This is a genomic window from Secundilactobacillus odoratitofui DSM 19909 = JCM 15043, assembly GCF_001434895.1.
Lineage (GTDB): Bacteria > Bacillota > Bacilli > Lactobacillales > Lactobacillaceae > Secundilactobacillus > Secundilactobacillus odoratitofui.
Genome location: NZ_AZEE01000029.1, coordinates 16,628 through 29,998, shown reverse-complemented (window position 1 = coordinate 29,998; position 13,371 = coordinate 16,628). Strand labels below are relative to the sequence as shown.

Here is a 13,371-nt window from a genome sequence, read left to right as displayed (position 1 = left end):
AAATGCGACATGCAATTTCAGTTGGAATGGGATTTGGAAAGCACTCACTTGAGGATGCAATAACGTCAAGTCAGGCTGGTGATGTGGTTGTTATTGATCCTGGGGAATATCAAGCAACGGATGGCTATAGCATTAAAAATATTGAAATTCGTGGTAATGGTAATACACCTGGCGACGTTATTATTCATACAAAATTTACAGTAAAAGAAAATGGCACGTTGAAGCTCGAAAATTTAACTGTAGTTGGCGAAATGACAGACAATAACACCTGTATGGTCAAGTCAGGCGCGCAGTTAATTGCAAAGCGGGTTGTTTTCTCAAACAATCATAGTGATGAGTATCCAACAGTTTACTTAGATGGCGGTAACGCCGGTTTTACTGCTTGTGAACTCAAGCATAGTTCAGAAAAAGGGACGAGTCTTTACATTGCGGCAGGTGGTTATGCTCTAGCCTCACAAAGTGATTTATCAGTTGTAAAAGTGAATGCGTCACGGTTAGAAACTAAAGCTAGTCAGATAAGACATTTTCTGGGTGTTGATGATCATAGTGAGGTTGTTTCGGACACGCTTTATCTAGCCGATGCGATTGATGATTGGTATTTCGCAGCAATTGCCGACGGTTCAGTTCTTACTGCTGATGGGCTTGTACTTCCTGAGGGTAATTTTAATGCGCATGTTATTGCGAGTCGGATTAATATTCCACAAACCAATATTGATCCATTACATGAGCTAACGATTCTATCAGAGGAATCTTCTGATGTTTATGTCACTAATGCCGAAATCAAAGAACCTCAAAAACAAACCAGTAACCCACAGCCAGCACCGACGGACAAACCAACTGAGCAACCGGAGACTGAAGAGACGCCAACAGAAGCTGAAGCGCCTACTGAAGAACCCAAACCTGCTGAAAAGCCAGCCATTGATCAGTTACACGAAATGATTGGTTTGACTGAACTAAAGAAACAAATCGATAGTTTTATCAAGGTTGCAGCGTTTACTAAACAACGGGCAGAACAGGGTGCAAAGACCACTGCGCAATCGTTACATTCACTTTTTCTTGGGAATCCAGGGACTGGGAAAACGACTGTTGCTAGAATTGTGGCCAAGGCGATGTTTGAGAATGGCGTTATGCCAAAGAACAATTACGTTGAAGTTAGTCGACAAGATTTGGTTTCTGAAAATGTTGGTGGCACAGCGTTAAAGACGCAAAAGGTATTGGATGCGGCTTTAGGTGGCGTACTTTTTATTGATGAAGCCTACTCACTTTATCAAGAAGGTGGGACTAACTGGGGTCAAGAAGCCGTTGATACGATTTTGAAGTATATGGAAGATCATCGAGACGATTTAATGATTATCTTCGCGGGATATACTAAAGAAATGCAAGATTTCATGAACATGAATCCAGGTCTAACTTCGCGAGCACCAAATGTCTTTACTTTCGAGGATTACACGCCGGAAGAGGTTGCTCGTATTGGTGTTCTGGGACTGCGTAGTCAGCAGTTTATTTTTGACGAAGACCATTATCAAGAAGCAGTCAAAAAAGCTTTTAAAGCGGATGTCGACCACAGTAACGGTCGATGGGTTCGAAACTTTAATGATCAATTGATTCGTACGGTTGCTATGAACGCCATGGACAACGATCAACGAGATCTCAATACTATTTTGAATGCTGATATTGATGATTTAACTGGTGGTGACGATGACAGTAAGGCCAATGAAGTTGATAATTTGCTTGCAGAGTTGAACGGCATGATTGGTTTACGCAGCGTTAAGGATTATGTGGCGGATTTAGTTGAACAAATTAGAGTTGAACAATTACTTGAAGATAAATTACCAGAAAGTAATCGCCCAACATACCACATGGTCTTTGCTGGCGCACCAGGTACCGGTAAGACGACTGTCGCCCGAATTATTGCAAAACTGTTCTATAACTTGGGCATTTTACCTAAGGACACAGTTAGCGAGGTCTCTCGAGCAGATCTAGTCGGGCGATATGTTGGTCAAACTGAAGCACAGACAAGTACGGCAATCCGAAATGCAATGGGTGGGGTTCTTTTTGTAGATGAAGCCTATCAACTGACACAGGTGAACTCTGAAAATGACTTTGGTAAGCAAGCAGTGGAGACTTTTATCACTGAACTTGAAAACAATCGAGATAAGTTCGTTGCCATTTTCGCGGGTTACACTGATGAAATGAATCAGTTTTTGGAAGCTAACCCGGGCTTACGCTCACGTGTACCATTGACACTTGAATTTGAAGATTATACTCCTGAAGAAATTGCTGAAATCGTTGTTGCAATCGTAAAGAAGGATTGGACTTTCAATGACGGTTTACTTAAGAGCATCGTCGTTAATAAATACAAGCAATTACCGGATGCTGAACGAAGTAACGGCCGTTGGGCACGTAACTTTGCTGACAAGCTGATTGCACAGCATAAACTTTGGCTTGGCGAACATCCAGATACAGAAGAAGTCACTGCAATCTCTGATGATTTGCTATTTGATAGCATGAGCTGGGAATAACCAACTTTAGTAGAAACTTAAAACAGATTTACTAGTTAACCGTTACGTACAATGGTTAGCTAGTAAATCTGTTTTTTAAATTCAAAATGAAATGTTTTTTTACAAGTCCATTCATGAACGAGATGACAGATTTTTTAGTCATGGTGGTATGATAAAAGTGTAAAGTGATTAAAAAGACGCTTATTCTATTTTAGAAATGCTGATGTGACGGTGATTATTTAGTGTATTCTCCGCGTATGCGGAGGTGATCCCTGCCATGTCACGAACGATATCGGCGTTAAATCGTATTCTCCGCGTATGCGGAGGTGATCCCAAATAAAACTGGCTTTCGCAATATTTCAATCAGTATTCTCCGCGTATGCGGAGGTGATCCTAGCTAGGCCTCATTTACTATCACTCCTGCGAGGTATTCTCCGCGTATGCGGAGGTGATCCCTGATGTTGTCTTCACCACCGAACCAAATTGCAGTATTCTCCGCGTATGCGGAGGTGATCCTGTTAAGGTCGCCGTTGATGTCACTATAATCTAGTATTCTCCGCGTATGCGGAGGTGATCCTCTTTGATCGGGTGGAAGTTTTTAAATGGATTGGTATTCTCCGCGTATGCGGAGGTGATCCTATGAATGCCAGAATGAATTCATGCTCATTTTGGTATTCTCCGCGTATGCGGAGGTGATCCCTATACACCGGATATGACTAAAGCTCAGATGAAGTATTCTCCGCGTATGCGGAGGTGATCCACTCAATTTTATGGTCTAAGTGTTGCGCGTATAGTATTCTCCGCGTATGCGGAGGTGATCCCTAACGGTACATGGGTATCGGCAAGTAAGGCGTGTATTCTCCGCGTATGCGGAGGTGATCCCTACGTCAGCGCGACTAGCCCACTGGCCAAGGGGTATTCTCCGCGTATGCGGAGGTGATCCCAGCTTGTATTTCATGGCTTCACCACTGATGTTGTATTCTCCGCGTATGCGGAGGTGATCCCAACAAGGAACTAACTACTGATGAGTTTGGGAAGTATTCTCCGCGTATGCGGAGGTGATCCTGCGACCCATCGTGAAAGGTCGCATCGAAATATGTATTCTCCGCGTATGCGGAGGTGATCCTCAGTCGCTGAACACATTATCAAAGCAGTTAATGTATTCTCCGCGTATGCGGAGGTGATCCCACATGAGCGTCAATCATGGTTTGATGAGTACAGTATTCTCCGCGTATGCTGAGGTGATCCCGAACCCCCATTTTTTTGACGTGTTCAATTAAAGTATTCTCCGCGTATGCGGAGGTGATCCCAACTGATCTCGTTATCGCACGTAAAAGTGAATGTATTCTCCGCGTATGCGGAGGTGATCCCACGAATCAAATCATTGAGTCCTTGTTTCTTGAGTATTCTCCGCGTATGCGGAGGTGATCCTTTCATTCATCCCGCCTCCATCAAATTCGATGTGTATTCTCCGCGTATGCGGAGGTGATCCTATCGCAGGGCCACTTCTTGGTGGGACTTGTAGGTATTCTCCGCGTATGCGGAGGTGATCCCATCATGCTGCTTTGCTCAAAATGTCATCCGATGTATTCTCCGCGTATGCGGAGGTAATCCCATCAATACCTTCGACCAGGTTCGTTATCTCAAGTATTCTCCGCACATACGGAGGCAATCTAAAGGGACAGACTTGGGTCAACAATACAATTACAGTCTTTCTTACCATCAGAAGCATCTTCAACAGTAAGACAAAAATTTGCCCGTAATCTCTCCAACCAACGAAGAGATTACGGGCAAATGTGCATGTAATAGCACCGCCAACCAAAACGGTGCCACTAAATAAGGTAAAGGCGGATAGACGACAAGGAAGTAAATCGTCCACCTACAGCTCAAATCCTAGCACAACCCAGTATTAGATACAATGAACGCCATATACTACCAGGATGGCCAGCCTACTTGCCATGCTTCTCCCGCCACTGCAAATAAACATCGTACCAGCCAATAAAATGACTTAGGGTAATGGTAATTAACAGCGGCCATTTACTGCCGGGAAAGTAGGGGGCAACCAGAAGTGCCACGTTGTAAAATATCAGTTGTTCAAGAATCAAGCCTTTTGGATGAACACGGGTATCTACCGCTTCCCAGGCGATGCGTAGCATTTTTCGAAACATGAAATCACCTCGTGGTTATGATGACAAAAGCGTACCATGAACAATGCGCACATCACTGAAAAAAGGGCATTTCTACAGAGTATTTCAGACAAAATAAGACCACCTAGCTCATAGACTAGGTGGTCTTATTGGGTTATTTAGAAAAAAGGTTAACGAGATTAATGAGTGGTAACGGTGTTTTCGACTTCATCGTCCTTTTCACGTAAGGTCGCTTCGATTTCCTCCAGTGAACGGTTCCGGGTTTCGAAGACGTACTTCTTAACGAACCAGATAGAGACGAAGCACAGGACACCATAGCCGATGAACAAGCTACCAGTACCGAAGAAGTCAAGCAGTGATGGGAAGGTCAGTGAGACGATCATGTTAGCACCCCAGTTGATGACGGATGCAAATGAGTTGCCTAACCCACGAATATTGAGTGGGAAGACTTCACCGATCATGACCCACATGACGGGGCCCCAAGTGGCGGAGAAGAAGGCGATGTAGATGGTCAAGGCTAGCACACAGATGATGGCGGCAGCGTGAGATTCACCAGAGAACTTCATGGCGAAACTCATGATGAATAGTGACACGCCCATGCCGATGGCCCCGCCGATGAGCATCTTGGTTCGGTCGATCTTATCCATGATGGCCACGGCCACAGCGGTGACAATCACGTTGAAAATACCGATACCGATGTGGGCAAGTAGGGCGGCAGAAACACCGAAGCCAACGTCAGTGAAGATGGTTGGTGCGTAGTAGAGCACGGTGTTGCAACCCATGACTTGTTGGAAAATGGCTAAGCCAATCCCAATAACGAGGGAAGGGCGAACGAACTTGCTGAAGAGTTCACTCCAACCACCAGATTTGATGGCAGCTTGTTGTTGAATTTGGGCCAGTTCAGCGTCAACGGCTGACTTGTCACCCTTGTTCATGTTCAACAACACGGCGTTGGCTTCTTCGTCACGACCAGACTTAACCAAGAAACGGGGTGATTCGGGTAAAATCAAACCACCTAAGAAGAGAATGGCGGCTGGAATGGCAGCGAAGCCCAGCATCCAACGCCAGCCAGTATACATACCAGAGAACGTGTAATTGGTGATGTAGGCTAGTAAGATACCTGTCATGACCATCAATTGGAACAGCGATGAAACGGTCCCACGCTTATCAGCGGGCGCTAATTCGGCCAAGTAGGTTGGAATCAGAGCTGAAGCAGCCCCAACGGCCATCCCTAAGATGATCCGCGAAACAATCAGTGTCCAGAATTCTGGTGAAAACGCTGACCCTAAGGCACCAATGAAGAAAATAATGGCAGAAAGCAGTAGTAATTTTTTACGGCCATAGCGGTCAGATGATGGGCCAATGATTGCGGCCCCGAGCACGGCACCGAGTAACACGGCACTGACGACCCAACCTTGTTGCCATGAGCCTAAGTGCAGTTGCTTTTGGATGAACAGGATCGCACCGGAGATAACCCCGGTATCGTACCCGAACAACAAGCCACCCAAAGCACCAAAGAAGTAGACAAAACCAGTCGATACTTTTCGCATGAAATGAGTCCCCTTTATGAATTAAATTGTGTGAGTTGGGGTTGTTTGAGTATCAAGTTGGTATACTAGAGCAACTAACGTGGATTAGTATAGCACTCCTTTCAGAAAAAGAAAGCGGTTTCTGATTTTTAAAGTAACCGTTTTCAAGATTGTGAAGGCGTGATGGGTATTAGTATAGGGGCTTAACGAGTCGAGTGAGCGAGTGAAATTATTTTTGGCGTTATACCAGCGCAATTAGTTGTGACTTAACTAGTGATCAAAAAATTAAATTGGTCGTGTCAATGCTCGCTTAAAAGTGTAATATGAGTTTATCGGGAGGGAAAACTATGAAAAAAATAATGGTGACACTTGCGGTCGGTATGGGGATGTTTGGTGTTTTGGGAGGCAGCACAATAACTGCCAGTGCAGCCAAAGTACATACGGGAATTCCTAAAGTATTTCGGAACAAAACCTACAAGGCCAAGACATTTCATGAGGAAGGGCTCGCAAGTCATGCCTCAATTAAATTTGGGACAAAGGCGATGCGCTATACGCCGGCTTTTGCCATCGATGTTTATACAACTTACAAAGTGAAGTATAAATACTTAGGCAAGCATACTTACTACTTGGTCGGACGGATTTATGGAAATGCGCCAGAGGGTGGTATTCCATGGCGGTATAAGATTAAGTATTACAATGCCCATAAAATTTATGCAAAGGATTTAACTTTTGCAAATCCTCGTTATACGAATTTTATTTTTAGAAGATAGTCAAAATTTGAACATCACAAAAAACACCCCAAATCAGTATCGATTCGGGGTGTTTGCGATTCAATTATGTAGGTAATCCTACGCAACACTGCGTAGTGACCACGGGTACAGTTTAGTACCAGTGGTGGCTTTGCCAGAACTTCTTGGCTTTAGTCCAGGTACCGTAACGACCTGAAACGTATGCGTTAGCAACTTTTTCTTGGTTGACTGCACCCAAGTTACCGTGTAGGTATGACTTTAAGAGCTGGTAGCGACCGTAACAGTTTCCGTTACGAGCAGTGTAGTTGTAGCCAGATTCGCGGTAGGCAATCCAGTTTTTGGCTTTTTTCTGAGTTTTAGATAATGAACTGTTGATCTTCGCAATTTGCTTAGCTTGGCTAGCGGTCACCTTAGTTGAAGCTTGGGCCGTTGTCGTTTGAGATTGACCTTCAAAGTTAGAGGTCACGTCGGTAGCCATTCCAAAGGCGAACCCGAAGATTAATAATAATGATGCGAGTTTAATTTTTATATTGGCTTTTGACATAAATTTAAAATCCCCTTATTCGTGTATCTCACTGTCTATTAGCATACACGGGGAATGTTTCAGTTGTGTTAAGCGCGAGTTAAATGTGAGAAACAAAGCACAATTTTTCACGAAGAGCAAGAGCCGTGAGAAAATCTTAAGAAATAAATGGCAGTGAAATAATCATGAAAAACAAGTGCTAAGGCACATTGCTGGAAAGCCATGGTTATCGACTTCGTGGCCAGATTGATAACGATGAAAACGTCGCAGTATGGACCCGTTATTTATTACTGGTTGGCTTGAAATCCTCATCAAAATTAAAAAGCTCATAGATAACCCATTCCCCTCGAAATCGGTTAAATATGAGCTTATAGTGGGAAAACCAATGTTATTCAACGCTTAATGTTACATCAATGTTACCGCGCGTTGCTTTTGAATATGGGCAAATTTGATCTGCTTGCGCCATGTATTTTTCAGCCTCTGCGTCATCTAGGCCGTCAATGTGGCCAAAGAGTTCAACACCAACGTGGAAGTCAGGCCCGTCACCTTCTTGATAGAGCGAGACTTTTGCACGGACAGTGGGCTGTGCCGTAACGCCGGCTTGCTGCAGGGCAATTTCAAGCGCACCGTTAAAACACGATGCGTAGCCGGCTGCAAACAGCTGTTCAGGGTTGGTTGAATCCTTATCAACGCCTGGAGTGCCAATCTTAAAGTCCCACTTCTTATCGTTGGACCAAACTTCACCGCTACGGCCACCGGTGTTGGTCATGGTTGTCGTGTAGAGTTTTTTAGCCATTGAAATTACCTCGCTTTTTATTAATTAGGTTGTGTACAATCTAATTATAACGTAACACCTTTAAAATGCCAAGGTAAACGCATACATTTTTTATTTTTTTGCTTTTTGCAGGTCACTTCAGCTCCAGTTATCGACCTTGGCCAATTGCTGTGGGACCGGCTTCAACCGCTTCGCGTTTTCCGCCTCGGATTTGAGCCTCGCTAAGTTCGCAAGTCTCAAACCCGTCCAGTCCTTGTAACCGCTGCGCGCTAACAAGGACTAGTCACTGCTATTGGCCAAGGTTGATAACTTCCGCTTCCGTTACAATGAATAATTAAGTTGCTTAAACGTCATTCTGGTGATGAGCAAAATAATGGACTGATTTCCGATTTTATCAAAAATGGTGATAACATCAAACGTTAGAAACATTAAAGGGTCATGGCTCAATTATGCGCAATCTCGCGTATCCAAATGTAATTCTTGAGGTCGATACAACACAATGTTAGCCGTAGCGCCGTTGGTGGGGGTGGTTGGTAGCAGCGAAAAAGGTTGTTAGGTCCAAGGCGGGTGCGGGGTTATTGCACCCGTTTTGGGCCTTACAACCTTGGACGGGTCAGAGACTTGCGGTTTTGGCAAGGCTCTGGCGCGAGGCTGAAAACGCGAAGCGGTTGAAGCCGGTCCCGCAGCAACCAACCACTCCCACCAGCGGCCGAAGGCGGCGTCAACTACAACTTTGGTCACTACTAAAGCCATCACGCACAAAGAAAATTATTATAATGAAGTAACGATCATTTCAAGGCCAGCCATTAAGCCCAAAAACTAAACGTGTTACAATGAAGTGAGTGGACATACAGGACACTTGTTTACGTTTTAAACGGAGAGGAAGGGATAACACCGATGTTTTTATCAATGGAGCATCTAAACAAGACCTACAGCGGCGGTAAAGTGGCCGTTGATGATTTCAATTTAGAAATCGAAAAGGGCGAGTTTGTTTGTTTTATCGGGACGTCAGGTTCTGGTAAAACAACGACTATGCGAATGATTAACCGGATGTTACAGCAGACTTCTGGGACGATTAAATTAAACGGTAAGGATATTAGTGACATGGATCCGGTCCAATTGCGTCGTAAAATTGGGTACGTGATTCAAAATATCGGCTTAATGCCGCACATGACCATTCGGCAAAACATTACGATTGTGCCGAAGTTACTCAAGTGGTCACAAGCTAAAATGGATCAGCGCGCTGAAGAAATGATCAAGTTGGTTGAATTACCAACTGAATTTCTCGACCGCTATCCCTCAGAACTGTCAGGTGGCCAACAACAACGGATTGGTGTTGTGCGGGCTTTGGCAGCTGACCAAGATTTAATTTTAATGGATGAACCATACGGCGCGTTGGACCCAATTACGCGGGAGTCTCTACAGGATTTAATTAAGGACTTGCAGACTCGCTTGGGTAAAACCGTGGTTTTCGTGACCCATGATATGGACGAAGCCCTGACTTTGGCGACTAAGATTGTCGTCATGGACGGTGGCAAGATTATGCAAGTGGCGACACCCGATGAAATTTTGCGGCACCCAGCTAACGAATTCGTGGAGAACTTGATTGGTAAGGATCGTCTGATTCAAGCGCGACCAAGTATCACCACCGTTGGCCAAGTTATGTTGAAAAACGTGGCTTCGATCACACCTGATAAGTTGCTGAGAGAAGCGCTGAAGATGATGCATGACCGGCGTGTCGATTCGCTGCTGGTCACTGACCAAGGTGGTAACTTGAAGGGCTATCTCGACATTGAAGATATCGACTACAACTTTAAGACAGCCACCAGTGTCGGCGATGTCATGCATAACGACGTCTTTTACGTGAAGTCCGACTCGCTGATTCGTGATACGGTTGAGCGGATTTTGAAACGGGGCTTCAAGAACGTGCCCGTGGTTGACGCCCAACATAAGCTTGTGGGGATCGTGACCCGGGCCGCCTTAGTGGATATCGTTTACGATGCCCTTTGGGGTGAACCCGATAAAACTGATGAACGAGAGGATGCCACGGCTCAAGGTGGTGATGCCAAATGATGCACTTTTTATCCGTTTACGGACTACAATTGGTGGGTAAAACGTGGCAACATTTGTACATCTCAGCGATTTCGCTTGGCCTCGGGGTAATTGTCGCCGTACCACTTGGCGTATTGTTGACCCGCGCTAAGAAAATTGCCAACGTGGTGGTTTCAATTGCCAGTATGCTACAGACGATTCCGGCGCTGGCTCTGTTAGCCTTCATGATTCCAATTTTTGGGATTGGTGCCACACCAGCCATCGTGGCGTTATTCATCTATTCGTTGTTGCCAATATTGCGTAACACTTATTTAGGTATGAATGACGTTGATCCATCTCTGAAGGATGCAGCTAAGGGGATGGGGATGACCAACTGGCAGTCCATCATTAAGGTGGAAGTGCCGTTGGCCGGTCCCGTGATCATGGCTGGTATTCGTCTGTCCGCGACCTACGTCATTGCTTGGGCAGCCCTGGCGTCATACATTGGTGCCGGCGGGTTAGGTGACTTTATCTTTAACGGGTTAAACCTCTACCGAACTGACTTGATTTTGGGTGGGTCGATTCCAGTGATTTTGTTAGCACTGATCGTTGACTGGTTACTCGGCAAATTAGAAGTCGCCTTAACGCCCAGGACGACCCACGAATAGGAGGAGATAACATGAAACACATCAAAAGATGGCTGCTCATGTTGGGCTTCTCCCTGGTGAGCGTCATTGGTTTAGCCGGTTGTGGCTTCCCCGGTCTATCCGGCAGCAGTAGCGACACGATTCGCATCGCGTCACAAAACACAACTGAGCAGCAAATTATGGCTTACATGCTACAAGATATGATTCAACATGATTCAAAACTACACACAACAATTATCAATAACCTGGGTTCTGGGACTGTGAGTTTTAACGCTCTGAAGAATAACCAAGCTGATATCTCATCAATTCGGTTCGTAGGAACCGACTTAACCACCATTATGGGTGAGAACGTTGACCGTAACCGAACTCGCGCCACCAACCACGTGCGTGAAACCTTTGATAAGAAATACCACATGACGTATTTCCCATCATACGGGTTTGCAGATACCTACGTTTGGATGGTGACGCAGCAAACCGCTAAAAAGTATAACTTAAATACGGTGAGTGACATGAAGAAACAGGCCAGTAAGATGTCCGTCGGGATCGACCAAATCTGGTTGAACCGGAAGGGTGATGGCTATGACGGCTTCAAACAGGCCTATGGCTTTGCCTTTGGTCAAGTCCACCCAATGCAGATTGGGTTGGTTTATGACGCCGTGGCAGCTGGTAAGATGGATGCCGTTTTAGGGTATTCAACTGATGGCCGAATCAATAGTTATCATTTGAAATTGCTCAAGGATAACAAACAGTATTTCCCACCATACGATGCCAGCGCAGTGGCAACTAACAAGGTGCTCAAGAAGCACCCGGAATTGAAACCAATTATTGCGAAATTAAACGGCAAAATTAGTTTGAAGACCATGCAGACGTTGAACTACAAGGTGGATAACGACTTGATGGAGCCTGAAGTGGTTGCCAAGCAGTACCTCGAACAACACAACTACTTTGAAGGGAGTGACGACTAATGGCACACTTGAATTTATGGGAACAACTCCTGTACTATTACCAACACAACGGCGTGTACGTGCTATCACAATTTAGCCGGCACTTCTTGATCTCAGTTTACGGGGTGCTGATTGCGGCGATTGTCGGAATTCCAATCGGCATCTTCATTGCCCACCATGGTAAGTTGAGTGGTGCGGTGATTGGGATTGCTAACGTGATTCAAACCATTCCATCACTGGCGATGCTGTCCATCATCATGATTGGTCTTGGCCTGGGTGTGAACACGGTGATTGTTACTGTGTTCTTATACGCTCTGTTACCAATTATTAAAAACACGGATACGGGCATGCGTAACGTGAACCCTAGCCTGCTAGATGCTGGGAAAGGGATGGGCATGACGCGGTTACAACTGCTACGGTTAGTTGAACTGCCACTGTCCATGTCGGTGATCATGGCCGGCTTACGAAATGCGTTAGTGCTCGCCATCGGTATTACAGCTATCGGGACTTTCGTTGGCGCCGGTGGTCTTGGGGACATCATCATCCGAGGCACCAATGCCACTAACGGTAGCGCCATCATCTTAGCCGGTGCGTTACCAACTGCCCTCATGGCGATTATTCTTGATGTCGCCCTGGCATGGGTGGAGAAGAAGGTTGATCCAACGGCTTAGGTGCGGAACAAAGCGTTTAGAAACTGGAGCATAAGGCCCCCAAGCAATAAGACCTGAACTTGGTATTATTGCTTGGGGGCCTTATGTGCAAGTTTCTGCTTTGTGTAGCCCGATTTGGCAATATAAAAGTCGAGTATATACCCCCTGCATAAAGCCCGAATTTGGCTTTGTGCAGGGGCTCGTTATGTGCAACTCTCTGGTTGGTATAGCCCGATTCGGCTATGTAAAAGTCGAGCCCTCAACTTTAACCACTAAGTAAACACCACCCCACAATCCGCCCACTCCAGTGACCGGGCCTAGTTTACCTGAAGTGGGACCGACTGCAGCCGAAAACCACGTCTTCCGTCTCGCTTCTGAGCCTTGCCAACCCCGCAAGTCTCAGAAACGTCCGTGCCGTAAGCGCTAAAGCCGCTAACGGCACCTTCACCACAGGTAAACTAGGCCCGGTCACCTCCGTTACATGTAGTGGATTTATGGATACATGAGTGTGAAATGATACCTTAGTTGTTTGAACTCGTTATCTAGGCTATTTTATTCTTCAATGAAGGCGTTCAACAGTAGCAACGAAAATGAATGCTTTGTGTGATTGAGTAATTCTTAATGTATTCGGTCTGCAATTTTTCAAAATAGGGTGGTCAAACTAGAACAGACTAATTCCCAATTTCGTGTCAGTAATCTACTCAATTCAGTATGTAAAAGCATGACTCTTTGTAGCCGCAGGCGGTCAGTCGGGTGGCGTGGTCGCTGCTGTGAAACGACTGCAACGCAGTCGGGGACGAATTTAAGACCCGCAATGACCTTAGGCGGGGCTTGAATTCGAGGGTCGAGACCGTTTCTGGGGCTCGACCCGGCCC

10 protein-coding genes and 1 CRISPR repeat array are annotated in these 13,371 nt (G+C 45.6%); of the genes, 6 read left to right on the top strand and 4 right to left on the bottom strand.

Translation table 11 applies throughout. The annotated features are described in order from the left end of the window. Nucleotides 1-2 precede the first annotated feature (2 nt). Nucleotides 3-2,522: an AAA family ATPase gene (locus FD04_RS08355; protein WP_056948242.1), complete on the top strand. Its 2,520-nt coding sequence runs from the start codon at nucleotides 3-5 to the stop codon at nucleotides 2,520-2,522. 223 nt (nucleotides 2,523-2,745) lie between these two features. After that, nucleotides 2,746-4,115: a CRISPR direct-repeat array (repeat unit 28 nt; unit sequence GTATTCTCCGCGTATGCGGAGGTGATCC). A 335-nt stretch (nucleotides 4,116-4,450) separates the two neighbouring features. On the opposite strand, the gene FD04_RS08350 is transcribed toward FD04_RS08355, so the two are convergent. Both FD04_RS08350 and FD04_RS08345 read right to left on the bottom strand, forming a co-directional pair. Continuing rightward, nucleotides 4,451-4,669, bottom strand: coding sequence for a hypothetical protein (locus FD04_RS08350; protein ID WP_054700450.1), 219 nt, complete (start codon nucleotides 4,667-4,669; stop codon nucleotides 4,451-4,453). A gap of 158 nt (nucleotides 4,670-4,827) precedes the next feature. After that, nucleotides 4,828-6,198 (bottom strand): sugar porter family MFS transporter, encoded by a 1,371-nt coding sequence (locus FD04_RS08345; RefSeq protein WP_056948240.1) that lies wholly within the window; start codon nucleotides 6,196-6,198, stop codon nucleotides 4,828-4,830. A 326-nt stretch (nucleotides 6,199-6,524) separates the two neighbouring features. On the opposite strand from FD04_RS08345, the gene FD04_RS08340 reads away from it, so the two are divergent. After that, nucleotides 6,525-6,947: a hypothetical protein gene (locus tag FD04_RS08340; protein ID WP_054700453.1), complete on the top strand. Its 423-nt coding sequence runs from the start codon at nucleotides 6,525-6,527 to the stop codon at nucleotides 6,945-6,947. 112 nt (nucleotides 6,948-7,059) lie between these two features. On the opposite strand, the gene FD04_RS08335 is transcribed toward FD04_RS08340, so the two are convergent. Further along, complete coding sequence (locus FD04_RS08335; RefSeq protein WP_056948238.1) at nucleotides 7,060-7,470, bottom strand: aggregation-promoting factor C-terminal-like domain-containing protein; 411 nt, start codon at nucleotides 7,468-7,470, stop codon at nucleotides 7,060-7,062. A gap of 367 nt (nucleotides 7,471-7,837) precedes the next feature. Next, nucleotides 7,838-8,245 carry an organic hydroperoxide resistance protein gene (locus FD04_RS08330; RefSeq protein WP_056948236.1) on the bottom strand — a complete coding sequence of 136 codons (408 nt, stop codon included), beginning with the start codon at nucleotides 8,243-8,245 and terminating at the stop codon, nucleotides 7,838-7,840. Between the two features lie 876 nt (nucleotides 8,246-9,121). On the opposite strand from FD04_RS08330, the gene FD04_RS08320 reads away from it, so the two are divergent. The 4 genes from FD04_RS08320 to FD04_RS08305 are packed head-to-tail and all read left to right on the top strand — an operon-like array spanning nucleotide 9,122 to nucleotide 12,517. Continuing rightward, nucleotides 9,122-10,297 carry a betaine/proline/choline family ABC transporter ATP-binding protein gene (locus FD04_RS08320; RefSeq protein WP_054700460.1) on the top strand — a complete coding sequence of 392 codons (1,176 nt, stop codon included), beginning with the start codon at nucleotides 9,122-9,124 and terminating at the stop codon, nucleotides 10,295-10,297. Further along, entirely contained in the window at nucleotides 10,294-10,923 is a 630-nt protein-coding gene (locus tag FD04_RS08315) for an ABC transporter permease (RefSeq protein WP_054700463.1), read from the top strand. The genes FD04_RS08320 and FD04_RS08315 overlap by 4 nt, the downstream gene beginning before the upstream one ends. Before the next feature lie 11 nt (nucleotides 10,924-10,934). Further along, a complete protein-coding gene (locus FD04_RS08310; protein WP_056948233.1) occupies nucleotides 10,935-11,867 on the top strand; it encodes an osmoprotectant ABC transporter substrate-binding protein in 933 nt (310 codons plus the stop codon). Further along, nucleotides 11,867-12,517 carry an ABC transporter permease gene (locus FD04_RS08305; protein WP_054700466.1) on the top strand — a complete coding sequence of 217 codons (651 nt, stop codon included), beginning with the start codon at nucleotides 11,867-11,869 and terminating at the stop codon, nucleotides 12,515-12,517. Before FD04_RS08310 ends, FD04_RS08305 begins: the two co-directional genes overlap by 1 nt. The last annotated feature ends 854 nt before the right edge of the window (nucleotides 12,518-13,371 follow it).

Bases quoted from the DNA above. Each gene is read 5' to 3' on its own strand.
- FD04_RS08355 (WP_056948242.1), top strand. From the start codon at position 3: ATGCGACATGCAATTTCAGTTGGAATGGGATTTGGAAAGCACTCACTT.
- FD04_RS08350 (WP_054700450.1), bottom strand. From the start codon at position 4,669: ATGTTTCGAAAAATGCTACGCATCGCCTGGGAAGCGGTAGATACCCGT.
- FD04_RS08345 (WP_056948240.1), bottom strand. From the start codon at position 6,198: ATGCGAAAAGTATCGACTGGTTTTGTCTACTTCTTTGGTGCTTTGGGT.
- FD04_RS08340 (WP_054700453.1), top strand. From the start codon at position 6,525: ATGAAAAAAATAATGGTGACACTTGCGGTCGGTATGGGGATGTTTGGT.
- FD04_RS08335 (WP_056948238.1), bottom strand. From the start codon at position 7,470: ATGTCAAAAGCCAATATAAAAATTAAACTCGCATCATTATTATTAATC.
- FD04_RS08330 (WP_056948236.1), bottom strand. From the start codon at position 8,245: ATGGCTAAAAAACTCTACACGACAACCATGACCAACACCGGTGGCCGT.
- FD04_RS08320 (WP_054700460.1), top strand. From the start codon at position 9,122: ATGTTTTTATCAATGGAGCATCTAAACAAGACCTACAGCGGCGGTAAA.
- FD04_RS08315 (WP_054700463.1), top strand. From the start codon at position 10,294: ATGATGCACTTTTTATCCGTTTACGGACTACAATTGGTGGGTAAAACG.
- FD04_RS08310 (WP_056948233.1), top strand. From the start codon at position 10,935: ATGAAACACATCAAAAGATGGCTGCTCATGTTGGGCTTCTCCCTGGTG.
- FD04_RS08305 (WP_054700466.1), top strand. From the start codon at position 11,867: ATGGCACACTTGAATTTATGGGAACAACTCCTGTACTATTACCAACAC.